The sequence below is a fragment of the Rhodocyclus gracilis genome (assembly GCF_009617575.1).
Lineage (GTDB): Bacteria > Pseudomonadota > Gammaproteobacteria > Burkholderiales > Rhodocyclaceae > Rhodocyclus > Rhodocyclus gracilis.
This window is the reverse complement of sequence record NZ_WIXJ01000004.1, coordinates 1-15,097: the sequence shown is the minus strand read 5'-3', so window position 1 is coordinate 15,097 and position 15,097 is coordinate 1. Positions and strand designations below refer to the sequence as shown.

Sequence of the window (15,097 nt, the reverse complement as noted above, 5' to 3'; positions counted from 1 at the left end):
GTTTGCGAAGCGTACAGTTGATTAATGACAGATGGCTGATTTTTGGCGCGGTTTTCCGGTAAGTTTTTTTAACGGTCGATAGTGTCCCGTGCAAGAGCCGCTGTTCGCCGGATGGCTTCGGGCAGCGGAGTCCACACGCGCACGCCGCATTCCGTGCTGGCGCGTGCGATGTCCGGCACGTAGCAGCGGCGGACGGGGTTGCCGACGCTGTAGTCCTGGCGCCCGGCAATCTCGACGTCGCCACCGGGGTTCAACTGCTCGCCGACGAGTTGCGCCAGTTCGCCGATGCTGATGCCTTGATCGGAACCGACGTTGAAGACGCGGCACGGTCCGTTGCGTTGCAGCAGGCGCACGAGCCAGACGACGAGATCGGCGGTGTAGAGATAGGAGCGGACGGCGAGTCCGTCGCCGTGCACGACGATGCGCTTTTGTTGCAGGGCCTGGCGGATGAAGTCGCCGATGGCGTAGTGCAGATCGAGCGGCATGTGCGGGCCGACAAACGAGAAGCAGCGGGCGATGCTGCACTGCCAGTCGTGCTGTTCGGCATAGGCGGCGAAGAGGAACTCGGCGGCGCGTTTGCCCTCGCCGAGGGCGCTGCTCGTCGCTGTGGTGTCCGGCGCGCTGGTGAGCGCCTCGCCGATCGGAGAGCTGTCCGGGCTGCCGTAGGCGGCGCCCGAACTGGTGAAGAGCACGTGTCGGGCGCCGCAGTGCGCCGCGAAATCAAGGACGCGCCGACTGCCTCGGACGAGGGTGTCGAACTTTGCCAGCGGTGTTTCGCCGAGAAACGTTTCGCGCGCCGACGTCGTCGCGGCATGGATGACATGCGAAAACGTCGTGGCCGGAAAGGCGAAATCGCGGACATCGCCCTCGTGCATGTGCAGGAAGCGTGCGGCCGCCAGCGTCGGCGCCTGTCGCGCGAAGGCGGCGGCATTGCGCGTCAGTACGGTGACGCGAATCTGCGCATCGAGCTGCGCGTTGGCCGCGGCGACGGCTTCGAGCAGGCAGCGGCCAAACCAGCCGGTGCCGCCGCTCATGAAGATGGAAGCACCGCGTAGCGACGCCCAGTCGGCGGCTCCGCGTTGCAGTACTTCGTCGAGATCGCGGCGGCGAACGGCGGCGGCGTCCTCCAGGCCAGACGTTGCGGATGAGCGTGGCATCAGCCGAGGACGACGAGGCCGCTGGCCCAGTATTCGGCGGATTTGCCGAGATGAACGCGGCGATTGAAGGTGAGGTTGTAGCCGTAGGCCTCGAAGTGATAGCCCTCGCCCGCCTCGGCGCTTAGTCCGGCGAGCCAGAGCAGCGGCGGATAGCCGTCGCGGCGCAGCAGCAGATCGGGGCTGCCGATGAGTGCTGCCGCCGTGTCGAAACCTCCCGCGAGGAGGAACTGAGCGGGTAGTTCGCCGAGTTGTTCGACGGCGGCGGGCAGCGAGAAATCGGGCAGGCACGGGAAGTAGTAGCCGACGACATCCCCCGCCTGCATGGCGGCCAGCAGCGTCTCGTGGCGTGCCCCCGGCGTCGGCGACAGCGTGCCGGCGAGAGGACTCTTGTGGTGATTGACGAAGGCGTAGTCGGGGAAGCGTTCGCGGTAAGCCGTGGCGACGGCGGGCAGGTAATGCGTGTCGAGCGCCGCGCCGATGTCGTCGTGATGCGCGCGCGGCAGGAAGAAGGGGACGTGCACGCCGTGCAGCAGGGGCGCCGTCGTCGGATCGGCGCGCAGGCGGTCGAGGATGGCGTCGGCGCGCGCGGCGAATGCGGCGAGGCTCGGCGCTGCTTCGCCATGTGCTGCCAGATGGGCATGTAGCCGGGCGTGGATGGCGGCGTAGTCGAGGGCAGGTTGCGTGCAGACGAAGTAGCGGCGTGTCGTCGCGGCGGCGGGCGCCGACAGGCCGGCGGGCGGGCGGCGACGGCCCGTGTCGTCAAAGAGCGCGCCCGTCGCCGCGGACGGGGTGCCGTGCGTCGTGGCTGCCGCGTCTGCCGTGGTTGTAGCGGTCGCCGGGGCGACGTCCTCCGTGTGGGCTTCCGCTGCGCCGGTCGGCGATTGCGTCGCGTCGTCGCTGAAGCCTTCGCCCCAGCGGATGGGCAAGTGCTTGGCGTGCCGGGTTTTTTCAGCGTGCAGGGTGATGAACTGCGGGTCTTCGCCGATGATGCAGTCAGGGCGATGCGGCCCGAGCCACGGGTTGCGCATGCCGCGCGCCAGCACTTCCTTCAGCGAAGTTTCGCGCAGGTTGCCGAGCGACATGTCGATATACGGGCAGGGCGTCACTTCAAAGGTCGAGGTGACGGTGATGATGCCCTTGACGGTGATGCAGCCCTTGAAGGAGCCGTACGAGGGCGTCATGTGCGAGAACACCGGGTACTCTTTTTCCAGTTCGCGCAGCGTGTCGGCGTCGGCCTTGTCGATGACGAACTCCGGGTGCGTCGAGCAGGAGCCGGTCGGCTTGGCGTAGGAGACGTAGAGGCCGACGCCCTTGCGCTTGGCGAAACGGCAGAGCTCGCGGAATTCTTCGGTTTGCGCCTGGCCTTTCACCAGCACGGTCGACAGCAGCAGGTTGAGTCCGGCCTCGAGCGCGGCATCGACGGCGCGCATGACACGCTTGTAGGAGCCGGGCTTGTTGCGGAAGGCGTCGTGTTTTTCTTCGATGATGCTGTCGAGCGACAACTGCACCTTTTCGACGCCAATCGACTTGAGGTGGCGCGCCCGCTCGGCGTCGAGGAACCAGCCGTTGGTGTCGGTGATGACGTAGTGCTTTTCGGGATCGATGGCGGCGACGACGGCGTCGAAGTCTTTCATCACCAGCGGTTCGCCGCCGGTGATGACGAAGCGCGCCAGACCGAGTTCGTCGGCTTCCCGCGACAGCCGGCGGATGTCGTCGAGATCGATTTTTTGCCGCGTATCGACGATCTTCAGCACTTTGTCGAGATGGCGGTCCATGTAGTACTCCGCCGAGCAGTGCGTGCACTGGAAGTTGCACAGGTAGCTCTTTTCCAGGCGGATGATCGGGCTGACCTCGCCGCGCGCTTCCATCTCGACCACTTTCGCCAGCTTGGCGGCGATGTAGGGCTTGCGTCGTTGCAGATCGTTGCGCTTGTTCTGCTCGGCGGCGGTCAGGGCTTTGGCGGGAAGGGTCATGAATCGACTTTCGGTGAGGGATCGGCGGGCGTCTGCCAACGCGCCGCAGGGGCGTCAATGTATGGACGGTACATCGCGTGCACGCGAATCAGTGAGTCGGGGCTGCGGTCGTGCCACTGCCATTGTCCTTTTGTCGGCATTCCATCGCCGGACTTGAGTGCCGGTGAGGGAGGCGTCAGCAGCTGGCAGTCGAAGAGCAGCGAAATGAAGTGGCCACGCACCTCACGATGCGGCACCTGAATTTCGTTGAGGGCGCGTGGCGTCGGCGCAAAGCGGACGCGGCAGCCGAGTTCGGAGGCGGCGACCGCCTCGATGCGTTGCGCGAAGGTCTCCTTGAAGCGGACGATGCCGCCGGGGACATGCCAGCCCGGGCCGCAAAAGGCGTCGTCGCGCCAGGTTAGCAGCGTTTGCCCCGCGGCGTTCCTGATCAGCAGGTCGACGTTGACCAGCGGCGTCAGCTGGCTGGCCAGCAGAAATACGGCTTCCGGCAAGCCTTCGCGGGTGCTGCCGGTGAGGCTCAGCAGCTCGTTGCAGAGAGCGTCGATACGGGCTGCTTCGGCGGGCGTCTGCGTTTTCATGGTTGTGCCGTTTCGCCCAGATCGCCGGAAAGACCGTCGTCGCGCAACAGGGCGACCGGAAAGCGGTCGCCGTGGCGGGCGCGGATCAGGCGATGCACTTCATCGGTGTACGCTGCTGCCATGACGATGATCGCGCTGGGCGGCGTCTCGGTAAGGGCCTCCGGCGCGACGATCGGCAGATGCGACGCGGGGGTGTACCGTCCTTGCTTGAATGGCGCCGAGTCGACGACGTAGTTGAGCTTCTCGCCAATGCCGCACAGCGCGATGGTCGCCAGCGCCTGGTGCCCGGCGCCCCAGACGGCGACGCTGCGCGGCGGGAAGCGGTCGATGAAGGCGTGCAAGGCGTCGCGGATGCCCTGCCGCCGCTCGGCCAGCGGCGCGAGGTCGAGCGGGCGGCGGCGGCGAACCTCGGCGGAAAGGATGTAGTCATGCCAGACGCTGCGGCAATTGAGCACATCGAAGCCGGCGCAGTGCAGGGCGAAGGCGAAGGTCTCGCGCGTGAAGTACGACAGGTGGTCGCTGATGAACTCCGAATACAGCTTGCGTTCGAGGATCATCGTGAAATTGGGGACTTCGACCAGACCGACCGCTCCCTCGGCGAGGTTGTGGTGAATGCCGCGCAGGGTGCTGACCGGGGCTGGCCAATGCTCCATGAAATTGAGCGTGACGAAGGCGTCGAAGGGCGCGCCTTGCAGGCGTTGGCGCGGCCGTTCGATGAAGTCGCGGGCGACCGACAGGCCGGCTGCGCGGCAGGCGTCGACGGCGGCGGGCGCGGCTTCGATGCCGTGGGCGCGGACGCCCGCTTCGGCGAGCAGGCTCAGGTACTCTCCCCGGCCACAGCCGATTTCGAGCACGGCTTTGCCGCTCAGCGCGTGCGTCTCGACCCACTGCCGGAACTGCTGCTGCCGGAAAGCGCGCATTTCCGGCGAAAAGGCGCTGGCGCGGATGACTTCGCGGTAATACGGCACCGGTGCACCGGCGATCTGTACGAGCCCACAATGCGGGCACTGGTGGATCGCCAGCGGCGTGCCGTGATCGTTGGTCAGTTCGTCGGCTGACGGGAACTTCTGCGCCGCACCTGGCATGTCCTCATAGCAGAGCAGCGCCTGCACCGGCAGCCCTGCGCGGCAGACGCGGCAACGCTCAGCCCTGCGGCGCGCTGGCATCGGGGCGTGCCTGCCGCGAGGCGGGCAAAAGCGGGATCAGCATCTCCGCCGTCAGTTGCTCGAGCGGCAGCAGGGGCGACATATCCTCCAGCGGCATCGACAGCATCGAGCCGTCGGCCTGCGACAGCGCGGCGACCTTGGGTGCCAGCGTCTCGTTCGGCGCCAGCTGGATGTCGATGAGACGAGGGCCGGGCGTGGCGAGAATCTGCGATAGCTGCGCCAGATCGCGGGCGTCGCTCAGGCGCACGAACGGCAGGTCGTAGGTGGCGGCGATTTTTTCGGGATCGGGCAGTTGCAGGCCGGCTTCGGGGCCGGTGCCGATGAAGCGGCTGGCGAAATAGTTGCGCTGGGTGTTGCGGATCGAGGCGTAACCACCGTTGTTGAGGACGATGAGACTGATCGGCAGGCGGCTGGCGGCGAGAGTGGCGAATTCCTGCAGATTGAGTTGCAGGCTGCCGTCGCTCTCGATGGCAACCATCGGCGCACTGCCGTTGGCGAGGCAGGCGCCAATGGCGGCGGGCAGGCCGTAACCCATCGAGCCAAGCCCGGAGGTGAGAAACACCCGCTGCCCCGGCTTGTTGCGAAAGATGGTGTAGAAGACCTCGATGGCCAGGCCGGAACTGCCCGTGCTGACGACGGTGTCGGCAGGAATCGCCTCCGACAGCGCGGCGACGCACTGGTAGTGATTGATCGGCCCGTCGCTGGCAAACGGCAGGCCGTCATTGACCGGGTAGCGACGTTTCCAGTCGGCGCAGCGGGCGAGCCACGGCGCCTGCGCATGCGTGCGCGCCGGGACGGGATGCTCGGCGAGCGCGTCGATGAGCGCTTTGGCGTCGGCGACGATGCGCTGGCTGATCGCCATGTCGAGTTTGTCGATCTCGTGCGCGTCGACGTCAACGACGACTTTGTCGGCAGCACGGGCGAAACCGCGCGGGTTGTAGGCGGTGATGATGTTGTCGAGACGGCAGCCGAGGCTGATCAGCAGGTCGCAGTTCTGTACGGCGAAGTTGGCAGCGCGCAAGGCGACGACGCCCGGTCGGCCGACATTGAGCGGGTGTTCCCAAGGCAGGAGGTCGAGGGCGTTCCAGGTGGTCGCGACGGGGATGCCGAGACGCTCGGCGAGGGCGGCGAACGACTGCGCGGCGCCAGCGAGCCGCACGCCGTGCCCGGCCAGCAATAGTGGCCGTTCGGCGCAGGCGATGCGTGCCAGCAACTGCTCGCAATCTGCGCTCAGCGCAGGGGCGGCGACAGGCTCCGGCGTGAATCCCGGCAGCGTCTCCGGATCAATCGGCGCGCCTTGCACGTCGAGCGGAATATCCAGCCAGACCGGGCCGTGGCGGCCATTCCGCATTTCGTAAAGGGCGCGCTCGAGGTGGTAGCGGATCTGCTGCGGGTCGTCGACCGTTACGGCGTATTTGGTGATCGAATCGACCAGCGGCACGATGTCGACCTCCTGCACGCCGCCTTGGCGTAAGGGGCGGCCTGCCAACCTGTCGGGGCGTTTGACCTGGCCGGAGATGACGAGCAGCGGGACCGACTCGATCCAGGCGCCGGCGACCGGCGTGATGACGTTGGTCGCTCCCGGCCCGGTCGTTACCATGCAGACGCCGAAGCTGCCGCGTACACGGCCCCAGGCTTCAGCCGCGATGCCGCAGGCCTGCTCATGATGGCAGGGCACCGGGGTCAGGCGTTTTTCGCAGGCCAGCGCGTCGTTCAGATACATTGCCCCGCCGCCCGGCAGCAGGAAAACATGCTCGGCGCCGGCGGCGGCGAGCCGGCTCATCAGGTAATCGGCAACGCGCATTGTCACAACCAGTAGGTCAGCAGGGTTTTGCGACGGGGATTGGCCGTGATGGCCGGGTCGCTGTAGTTCGAGTCGTCGGCGAAATGAGTCGAGGAAATTTCCTCGAAGACGACGCCTGTGTCGGAGAAGAACTTGTGCTTGACGCCGCGCTGCACGGTGATGACGTCGCCGCGCTGCGCCTGGCGTTCTTCGCCGTCGAGCCATAGCGTCATGCGGCCGTGCAGGATGACGAAGGTTTCTTCCTTCTTGCGGTGGAATTGCTCCGGATGCGTTTGTCCGGGCAGCATGGCGATCAGCTTCTTGCAATATTCGCGGTTGATGACGGTGATCATCACCAGGCCGAATTGCGCGAACTGCTCCATGCCGTAGTGGTGCGAAATTTCCAGATCGGATTTGCCAGGAACGACGATGTTGCCTTCCTGCAAGAGCTGACGCACGGCGGTCACGGCGGCGAGGACACGTTCGCGCTCGTGATGAATGTCGACCGTCTCCGCCAGGAGGGGCGTGCCTGCCAAGAGCGGCTGCCGGGCGACGTGGCGGCTGTATTTCGACCACTGGTTGGCGGTGATCTGGCCGGCGACGGGCGGGAAGGCGAAGCAGACGGCGCTCTCGTCGACCACTTCGCCGACAGCGACGTCGCGGGTCAGAAAGACACCGCGGCGCAGGCTGGCGAGACTGGCGGCTTCGTCGGCAGTGGCTTCCGGCCACGCTTCGCTGCCGCACAGGCGCAGCGCGCGCCAGGCGGCTTCCAGCCAGCTGCGTACCTGCTGCGGGTTGGCCGAATAGGCGTTGAGGGTGACGGTGGGTGAAGGCAATCCGACGTGCCGCTCGAAGACCGTCGCGCCCTTGGCCAGCGCCAGCATCACCGGCTCGTGGTGGCCGGGCGACTCGTGGGTGGAGAAGCCGATGCGGACCTCCGGATAGCGGCGACGCAGGGCCTCGACGCGGGCGATGTGCAGGTTTTCCAGCGGCGTCGGATATTCGGCGACGCAATGCATCAGCGTCAGCGGCCGCCCGCGGTGCAGGAAGAAGCTGACGACCGTGTCGATTTCCTCGGGCGTGGCGCCTGCCGTCGAGGCAATGACCGGCTTGTTACTGCGGGCAATCCGTTCGAGCAGCGGCCAGTCGGTGAGCGAGCAACTGGCGATCTTGATGATCTCGATTCCCTGCGCATCGATGAGATCGACGGAGGCTTCATCGAAGGGCGTGCACACGGTCTTGAAGCCGCATTCGCGCATGGCGTCGAGCAGGGTCTGAAACTGCTCACGCGCCAGCCGCGTTTCCTCGAAGCGCTTGACGTACTTGACGTCATTCCGGCCCTTGAAGCTCGGATGGATGAAGGTGTCGAGATCGCGGTACTGGAGCTTGAAGGCGAATTCGAAGGGGAAGCCCGCACAGGCATCGCGCATGGCGCGGATGATGGCGACACCATGGGCGGTATCGCCCATGTGGTTGTTGGCCATCTCGAAAATGAACAGAGGTTGGGTCATGTCGGCTTCTCAGAGACGGACGCCGCAGAATTCGGCGAGGGATTGGGCGATGTAGTCGAGCTGGGCGTCGTGCAGCCCCGGCCAGACGCCGACCCAGAAGGTGCGTTGCATGATCGTGTCGGCGGTGTCGAGGCGGCCGCTGATGCGCTGCGCGCGTCCAGCGAAATACGGCTGCCGGGTGATGTTGCCGGCGAACAGCAGACGGGTGCCGATCTTGCGCGCATCGAGAAAACGCAGCAGATCGACGCGTTCAAACGGCGTCTCGGGGCGCAGGGTGATGGGAAAACCGAACCAGGACGGCGCGCTGTTGGGCGTCGGCTCCGGCAGGATCAGCTGCGATGCCAGCGGCGTCAGACGCGCGTGCAGATAGTCGAAGTTGCGCCGGCGGGCGGCGATGAAGCCGTCGAGCTTTTGCAACTGCGACAGGCCGATGGCGGCCTGCATGTCGGTGATTTTCAGGTTGAAGCCGGCGTGCGAGTAAACGTACTTGTGATCGTAGCCGGCGGGCAGTTCGCCCAGTTGCCAGTCGAAGCGCTTGCCGCAGGTGTTGTCGCAGCCCGGATCGCACCAGCAGTCACGGCCCCAGTCGCGGAAGGACTCGATGGCGCGCCGCAGGCGGGAGTTGCTGGTGAATACGGCGCCGCCCTCGCCCATGGTGATGTGGTGCGCCGGGTAGAACGAGAGCGTGCCGATGTCGCCCCAGGTGCCGACGTGGCGCCCGTCGTAGGTCGAGCCGAGCGCGTCGCAGCAGTCTTCGATCAGCCAGAGTTGATGGCGATCGGCGAGTGCGCGGATGGCGGCGATTTCCAGCGGATTGCCGAGCGTGTGCGCGAGCATGATGGCGCGCGTGCGCGGCGAAATGGCGGCGGCGATGGCTTCCGGGGTCGGGTTGTAGCCGGGGATCTGCGAATCGACGAAGACCGGCACGAGGCCGTTCTGCACGATCGGGTTGACCGTCGTCGGGAAACCGGCGGCGGCGGTGATGACTTCGTCGCCGGCTTGTAGCGCGCGTTCGCGCAGCAGCGGCGAGGTCAGCGCGGTGAGCGCCAGCAGGTTGGCGCTGGAGCCGGAGTTGCAGCTCAGGACATGCGCAACGCCGAGCCGGCGGGCAAGCTGTTTCTCGAATTCGTCGTTGAAACGGCCCGTCGTCAGCCAGCCGTCGAGCGAGGCGTCGACAAGGTGGGCGAAGTCGCTCGCGTCGAGCACTTTGCCGGAAGGCGGAATCGGCGTCTGGCCGGGAATGAAGGTGGTGGGGGGCGTACGCCGGGCAGCGTACATCTTGACCTGGTCGAGGATGGATTGGCGGATGAGGTCCATGCGATCTTTACAAAGAGTCGGGCCGTTGCGCGTAGGCGTCGATCTGCCCGGTGCTGATGGCGTACATATCCTGACCTTCCATCCAGGCCAAGTGCCACTCAGCGGTTCGTCGGAGTGCTTCCGATAACGGCCAGCGGGGGCGCCACTGTAGTTTTTTTTGCGCCAGACTTGCATCGAGCATCAGCACGCCGGCTTCGTGCGGCAGTTCGCTTGGCACGGCCTGCCAGGCGGCGGGCGTCGGCCAGTAACTCGCCAGCAGATCGGCGATGTCGCCAACGCTGATGCAGTCGGCGAGGGGCGGGCCGAAGTTCCAGGCGCGCTCGTCGATACGGTTGTCGTACAGGCGTTCGGCGAGCGTGAGGTAGCCGGATAGCGGTTCGAGCACGTGCTGCCAGGGACGGATCGAGCCGGGGTGGCGAAGGCGGGCGGTTTCGCCGGCCGCGTAGGCGCGCAGCAGATCCGGCACCAGTCGGTGCTCCGCCCAGTCGCCGCCGCCGATGACGTTACCCGCGCGGGCGCTGGCGATCCGTGCTGCGCCTTCGGTGTGGAAGAAAGAACGGCGCCAGGCGTGCGTGAGGATTTCCGCGCAGGCTTTGCTGCTGCTGTAAGGGTCGTGGCCGCCGAGCGCGTCACCCTCGCGGTAAGGAGTCTTCGTCTCGCGGTTTTCGTAGCATTTGTCGGTCGTGACGACGACAACCGCGCCCAGACGCGGCGCTTGACGCGCTGCTTGCAGGAGATTGAGCGTGCCGGTGACGTTGGTGGCGTAGGTGCCGACCGGGTCACGATAGGAGTCGCCAACGAGCGGTTGGGCGGCGAGATGGAAAACGATGTCGGGATCAGCCGCAGTCAGCGCTGCTGTCAGCGCCTCGGCGTCGCGGATGTCGCCCAGCGTCGAATGCAGCAGGCCCTCGACGCCCGCACTGGCAAACAAGGAAGGCGCCGTTGGCGGCGGTAGCGCGAAGCCCGTGACCTCGGCCCCCAGCCGATGCAGCCAGATCGACAGCCAGCCGCCCTTGAATCCCGTATGCCCGGTCAGGAAGACGCGTTTGCCGCGCCAGAACTCGGGATTCACCATGTTTTCCAGGGGGCTCGACCGCTTTGCCAGAGCTCTTCGAGCAGCGTCTTGTCGCGCAGGGTGTCCATGGGTTGCCAGAAACCTTCGTGTTTCCACGCGGCGAGTTGCTGGCGGCGCGTCAGTTCCAGTAGTGGTTCGTCTTCCCAGGGGCCGTCGCTCTTGATCAGGTCGAAAACGCTGGGGTTGAGGACGAAAAAGCCGCCGTTGATGAGGCCGCCTTCGCCCTGGGGTTTTTCCTGAAAGCGGCTGACGCGGCCATCATTGATGTCGAGCGCGCCGAAACGTCCCGGCGGCGCAACCGCGCAGACGGTGGCGGCAAGACCGTGTTCGCGGTGGAAGCGGATTTCGCTGCTGATATCGACGTTGGCCACGCCGTCGCCGTAGGTGAAGCAGAAGGGCTCGTCCTTGTCGATGAAGCGCTCGATGGCTTTCAGGCGGCCGCCGGTCATGGTGAACTCGCCCGTGTCGATCAGGGTGATGCGCCAGGGCTCGGCGTGCCGTTCATGCACTTCCATCTGGTTGTTCACCATGTCGAAGGTGACGTCCGAGGTGTGCAGAAAGTAGTTGGCGAAGTACTCCTTGACGACGTAGCCCTTGTAGCCAAGGCAGATGACGAAGTCGTTGATGCCGTGCGAGGAGTAGATCTTGAGGATGTGCCAGATGATCGGCTTGCCGCCGATTTCGATCATCGGCTTGGGTTTGAGATGCGACTCTTCGCTGATGCGGGAACCCAGCCCGCCGGCAAGAATGACGGCTTTCATGCGCGAACCACCCTGTTTTTTCCGGCCATTTTGGCTTGGTACATTGCTTCGTCGGCCCGTTTGATGACGCTGGCTTGGTCGTCGCCTTCGGTGAGCAGCGTGACGCCGGCGCTGAAGGTGATCAAGAGTTTTTGATTGCCATGCAGGAAGATGCGCCGCGTCAACTCGCGCTGCAGGCGCTGCAAGGCGCGCTCTCCATCGTGCAACTGCGTGTCGGGTAAAAGGATGAGGAACTCTTCTCCACCCAGGCGGGCGACAGTTTCCTGCGGGCGCAAAGTTTCGCGGATTACGGTGGCCAGGTGGATCAGCGCCGCGTCGCCGGCGTCGTGGCCGAGCGAGTCGTTGAGCTTCTTGAAGTTGTCGATATCGAGGAGTCCGACGCACAGCCCGGTCTGCCGGCGCAGCGCGCGCGCGGCTTCCTTGGCAAAGGCGTCTTCGAGTCCGCGGCGATTGAGTGTGCCGGTCAATTGGTCGTGGCGGACCAGCGTGCTGGCGCGGTCGAGTTCGATCTGGAGTTCGTTGACCCGCTGTTCGGCGGCTTCGACGCGCAACTGGGCGGCGCGCAGTTCGTCGCGCGAGCGTTGTGCGTTGAGCTGGATGGCGCGCGTTTCGCGCATGACTTCGGCGAGCACGTCTTCGAGTTTGGTGATGTCGTCGGCGGCGCTGATTTTTTTGGCGCAGGCCTCGATCTTGTCGTGGTAATCCGAAGTGGAATCGGTGAAGTCGACCAGATGATCGACGAAGCCAGCCAGCATGCTGCGCAGGGCTTCTTTCGCTTCATTCAGGCTTTGCTTGAGTTGGCTCTGCTTGTAGATCACCTCTTTCAGGCGTCGCTCGGCGTCGTCGATGGCGCGGATGTTCAGGGGGCGCCCGACGATCTCCCGCACGGCGTCGATCTGGCCGCTGAGCCAGCGGTCGTCGATGACCAGCTCGCTGACGTTGTCGATGAGGAGCTGCAAGAGGTGCAGCAGTCCACCGCGCAGTTCGGTGTTGTCCTCTGTGGAAAGCTCGAGGCGGAAGGCGAGACGACGCAGCCCGTCCTGCAGGGCTTTGAAGGACTTCAGTTTGGTGACGCTGCGTATTTCCGCCGCGAGCGTGCGCGCTTCGGCGGCCATCTCCGGTTCGTCGGCCAGTTGCGCGGCGACGACGCTGTCGAGTGTGAACGCGAAGAGTTCGCGCAATTCCGGCAGGAGTTCGCTGGCCCGGCTCAGCGGCAGCGTGGCGGTGCCGCTGCTTGCGGCGCTACCGCTTGGAGCGGGCTCCTCGTCGATTTCGTCGACCAGGTTCACTTCGCCGCCGGCGCCCGGCGTCGCCGACCAGGAACGTGTAAGTCCCTGCAAGCGGGAGAAGAGCGTCTCATTGTTGGCGCCGGCGCTGGTGATGACGTGTTCCAGTGCCTCGCGTTTGCGCGCCGGGGTGAGGCCGCTATGGCGCATCTCCCAGAGGCGCAGCAGGTCGCCGATCAGCTCGCTCCAGCCAAGGTCGGCGCGCGTGCTGACCGATTGAATGAAGTCGACCAGGGCCGTACGGGCGTCATCCCAGCTCTGGTTGCGGATGGCTTGCTCGAGTTGCCGTCCGAGGCGCTGCTGCTCGGAGGAGTCGCGCGGTAGCGAGGCTAGGAGTGCTTCCAGATCACGAGCCGGGAAGGGGGGGCTGTCGTCGTCGCTGACCCCGGCAATTTCCTGATAGATCGTCCGGTAGTTTTCGGGCGACGGCTGCATGCGTCGGGTGGCCAACATGCGCAGCGTTTCGCGAGCGATTTCGGAAGGGTTCGTCGGTTTGGCCATGAGGAGTCGTTAACAGCGGTATTCCGGTAGATTCTACGGCCTCGAACGACGCCTGCGAAAGCGCTGTGTGGCAGGCGTCTTTGGGCGTTTCGACGCCAGACGATACGTTATAATGCGCGCCGCCGTCGGCCCCCGTAGCATGAAGGTCGTGCAGTTGCCTTGTAAGCATCAGGTGTTGGTTCGATTCCGACCGGGGGCACCAGCCGCGCGCATGAATGAATGTAGTCCCTGTGTAAAAAATCTAAAAATACGCAGCGGCGCGCTTGTGCGGGATATTCGCTCGGCGATTCAATGCGGCGTATGGCAGGTAATCCTGCTTTTGCTCCGCTGGCATCTCTCCATCTCGTCCTGCCGCCTAGCAACGTGCCGCCTGCAATTTGTGGTGTAAGGGGCTGCCAAGCAGTGGGTGGTGCCTGAAGGCCCGGCACGTTAAGACGTCTGTTCCTGCGGCGATTTTTCCGCGCGCTTTCGCGGTTGGGCGGGCGACCGCCGTACGCGGCGTACGCGCGGATCCTCGGCGGGGATGTCGTCCGCTTTTCCTGCCGCAGTGTCGAACCCCAGTCGCGAAGACAACAGCGCGGCGGCGGCCTTGATGCGTGCGGCGAGAGAGCTTTCCCAGCGGTTATCAAAATTGCCGACCGGGCCGAGGGACGTAATGGCCGCGACCATCTTGCCGCTGTGATCGAAGACCGGCGCGCTAAAGCCGTTGATGCCCGGCGTCAGACTGCCGTCGGCGCGGGCAATGCCGTGCTGGCGGATTTCGCCCAGTAAGCATTCCATTGCCTGCTGTTTCTCGGCGGGCGAACAGCCTTCGCTCTCGGCTGCGGCACGGAGTTCCTTGTCGAGTTGCTTCTTCATCGACGGCGAACGATAGAAGGCCGCAAAGGCGCGCCCGGTCGCCGAGGTGGTCAGCGGAAGTACGACGCCGGTGCGCAGGGTGATGGTAATCGGCCCGTCAGCCTCGATCCAGCGAACGCAGGTCGGCCCGCGATTCGCCCACATCGCCAGTGCTACGGTCTCGCCGATCTGTTCGTAAAGGTCTTCGAGCACGGGGGCGGCGAGTTTCACGGCGTCGATCCGTGCAAGACTCGCCAGACCGAGTTCCATGGCGAACGCACCGAGGTCGTATCGTCCGGTGTTGGCATCCTGCTCAACGAGCCCCATGCGGACAAACGACACCAGATAACGATGCGCCTTCGCCGCCGGCATGGCAGCGTTACGCGCCAGATCGCGCAACATCATCGGCCGACTGTTCGCGGCGAGCACACGCAGCAGGCGCCCCCCGACTTCGATCGACTGAATTCCGTGCCGCGGCTTCTCGCTCTCCGACTCCATGGGGTTCTCGTCCTTTATGCATATGTATGGGCGCGCAAGGAGGGAATTGTAGCGAGGACGTGGGGCCGTTGTGTGGCGCCTTGGATCGTTCGGCGGAGGGGGGGCGAGCGAGACCTCGTCGGCTTCCGCTGTTGGCTCAAGATGGAAAGCAGTCGTCTGTCCAGCGGGCCCGCGAGTATTCGGACTGACGCGCAGACGAGAGGTGCTATTCGCCTAAGTTCTCCGGCAACGAAACAGTCAGCACTGATGTTTAACGTGCTGAAAGCGAGGTAATGCGCCCGCAGCCCCAAAAGTATTCGCGAAAAAAACAACAAGAACAGCCGGTTGCGTGCGTTACGTCAAATAATTCACGCAAAGTGCTTGCGTGCCCGCCTCGCTTTGGCTATAGTTCGCCCCCTCGTCGCACTGCACCGCCGCTGAGGAGTACGCAGCAGCAACAAAAAGCAGCGCAGTGTTGACAGGGTAGAGAGAAGTTTGCTAAAGTCTCACTTCTCTGACGGACGCGGGGTGGAGCAGTCTGGCAGCTCGTCGGGCTCATAACCCGAAGGTCACAGGTTCAAATCCTGTCCCCGCAACCAGTTCTTTAAAAACGAGACAATTGATAGGTGTGGGTGCTTGTCGAGGTGACCGGACGCGAGTTCGGGAGCAAAAAGA

General features: G+C 64.9%; 11 protein-coding genes and 2 tRNA genes. 2 read left to right on the top strand and 11 right to left on the bottom strand.

Translation table 11 applies throughout. The features are described from left to right. Window positions 1–68 precede the first annotated feature (68 nt). Genes GHK24_RS07260 through GHK24_RS07210 form a run of 10 tightly spaced genes read right to left on the bottom strand, consistent with a single transcriptional unit; the run spans window position 69 to window position 13,108 of the window. Window positions 69–1,157, bottom strand: coding sequence for an NAD-dependent epimerase/dehydratase family protein (locus GHK24_RS07260; RefSeq protein WP_153471350.1), 1,089 nt, complete (start codon window positions 1,155–1,157; stop codon window positions 69–71). Next, on the bottom strand, window positions 1,157–3,130 hold the full coding sequence (locus GHK24_RS13625) for a radical SAM/SPASM domain-containing protein (RefSeq protein ID WP_228384600.1): 1,974 nt from the start codon (window positions 3,128–3,130) through the stop codon (window positions 1,157–1,159). Before GHK24_RS13625 ends, GHK24_RS07260 begins: the two co-directional genes overlap by 1 nt. Further along, window positions 3,127–3,708, bottom strand: a complete 582-nt coding sequence (locus GHK24_RS07245) for an NUDIX hydrolase (protein ID WP_153471346.1) — start codon at window positions 3,706–3,708, stop codon at window positions 3,127–3,129. The genes GHK24_RS13625 and GHK24_RS07245 overlap by 4 nt, the downstream gene beginning before the upstream one ends. After that, a complete protein-coding gene (locus GHK24_RS07240) occupies window positions 3,705–4,874 on the bottom strand; it encodes a class I SAM-dependent methyltransferase (RefSeq protein WP_153471343.1) in 1,170 nt (389 codons plus the stop codon). Before GHK24_RS07240 ends, GHK24_RS07245 begins: the two co-directional genes overlap by 4 nt. After that, window positions 4,852–6,678 (bottom strand): thiamine pyrophosphate-binding protein, encoded by a 1,827-nt coding sequence (locus GHK24_RS07235; RefSeq protein WP_153471340.1) that lies wholly within the window; start codon window positions 6,676–6,678, stop codon window positions 4,852–4,854. The genes GHK24_RS07240 and GHK24_RS07235 overlap by 23 nt, the downstream gene beginning before the upstream one ends. Before the next feature lie 2 nt (window positions 6,679–6,680). Continuing rightward, complete coding sequence (locus GHK24_RS07230; protein WP_153471337.1) at window positions 6,681–8,168, bottom strand: N-acetylneuraminate synthase family protein; 1,488 nt, start codon at window positions 8,166–8,168, stop codon at window positions 6,681–6,683. Between the two features lie 9 nt (window positions 8,169–8,177). Next, window positions 8,178–9,485, bottom strand: a complete 1,308-nt coding sequence (rfbH, locus tag GHK24_RS07225; protein WP_153471333.1) for a lipopolysaccharide biosynthesis protein RfbH — start codon at window positions 9,483–9,485, stop codon at window positions 8,178–8,180. 7 nt (window positions 9,486–9,492) lie between these two features. Further along, entirely contained in the window at window positions 9,493–10,560 is a 1,068-nt protein-coding gene (gene rfbG / locus GHK24_RS07220; RefSeq protein ID WP_153471330.1) for a CDP-glucose 4,6-dehydratase, read from the bottom strand. Continuing rightward, window positions 10,554–11,321: a glucose-1-phosphate cytidylyltransferase gene (rfbF, locus tag GHK24_RS07215; RefSeq protein ID WP_153471327.1), complete on the bottom strand. Its 768-nt coding sequence runs from the start codon at window positions 11,319–11,321 to the stop codon at window positions 10,554–10,556. The genes rfbG and rfbF overlap by 7 nt, the downstream gene beginning before the upstream one ends. Continuing rightward, window positions 11,318–13,108, bottom strand: coding sequence for a GGDEF domain-containing protein (locus GHK24_RS07210; protein WP_153471324.1), 1,791 nt, complete (start codon window positions 13,106–13,108; stop codon window positions 11,318–11,320). The genes rfbF and GHK24_RS07210 overlap by 4 nt, the downstream gene beginning before the upstream one ends. A 128-nt stretch (window positions 13,109–13,236) precedes the next feature. Between GHK24_RS07210 and GHK24_RS07205 the strand changes: the two genes are divergently transcribed. After that, a tRNA-Thr gene (locus GHK24_RS07205) sits at window positions 13,237–13,310 on the top strand. Between the two features lie 227 nt (window positions 13,311–13,537). Here GHK24_RS07205 and GHK24_RS07200 read toward each other — a convergent pair. Beyond that, window positions 13,538–14,443, bottom strand: a complete 906-nt coding sequence (locus GHK24_RS07200; protein WP_153471320.1) for an IclR family transcriptional regulator — start codon at window positions 14,441–14,443, stop codon at window positions 13,538–13,540. Between the two features lie 501 nt (window positions 14,444–14,944). On the opposite strand from GHK24_RS07200, the gene GHK24_RS07195 reads away from it, so the two are divergent. Continuing rightward, window positions 14,945–15,021: transfer RNA gene (locus GHK24_RS07195), tRNA-Met, on the top strand. Window positions 15,022–15,097 lie beyond the last annotated feature (76 nt).

Bases quoted from the DNA above. Each gene is read 5' to 3' on its own strand.
- GHK24_RS13625 (WP_228384600.1), bottom strand. From the start codon at position 3,130: ATGACCCTTCCCGCCAAAGCCCTGACCGCCGCCGAGCAGAACAAGCGC.
- GHK24_RS07260 (WP_153471350.1), bottom strand. From the start codon at position 1,157: ATGCCACGCTCATCCGCAACGTCTGGCCTGGAGGACGCCGCCGCCGTT.
- rfbF (WP_153471327.1), bottom strand. From the start codon at position 11,321: ATGAAAGCCGTCATTCTTGCCGGCGGGCTGGGTTCCCGCATCAGCGAA.
- rfbG (WP_153471330.1), bottom strand. From the start codon at position 10,560: ATGGTGAATCCCGAGTTCTGGCGCGGCAAACGCGTCTTCCTGACCGGG.
- GHK24_RS07210 (WP_153471324.1), bottom strand. From the start codon at position 13,108: ATGGCCAAACCGACGAACCCTTCCGAAATCGCTCGCGAAACGCTGCGC.
- GHK24_RS07240 (WP_153471343.1), bottom strand. From the start codon at position 4,874: ATGCCAGCGCGCCGCAGGGCTGAGCGTTGCCGCGTCTGCCGCGCAGGG.
- GHK24_RS07235 (WP_153471340.1), bottom strand. From the start codon at position 6,678: ATGCGCGTTGCCGATTACCTGATGAGCCGGCTCGCCGCCGCCGGCGCC.
- GHK24_RS07200 (WP_153471320.1), bottom strand. From the start codon at position 14,443: ATGGAGTCGGAGAGCGAGAAGCCGCGGCACGGAATTCAGTCGATCGAA.
- GHK24_RS07230 (WP_153471337.1), bottom strand. From the start codon at position 8,168: ATGACCCAACCTCTGTTCATTTTCGAGATGGCCAACAACCACATGGGC.
- rfbH (WP_153471333.1), bottom strand. From the start codon at position 9,485: ATGGACCTCATCCGCCAATCCATCCTCGACCAGGTCAAGATGTACGCT.
- GHK24_RS07245 (WP_153471346.1), bottom strand. From the start codon at position 3,708: ATGAAAACGCAGACGCCCGCCGAAGCAGCCCGTATCGACGCTCTCTGC.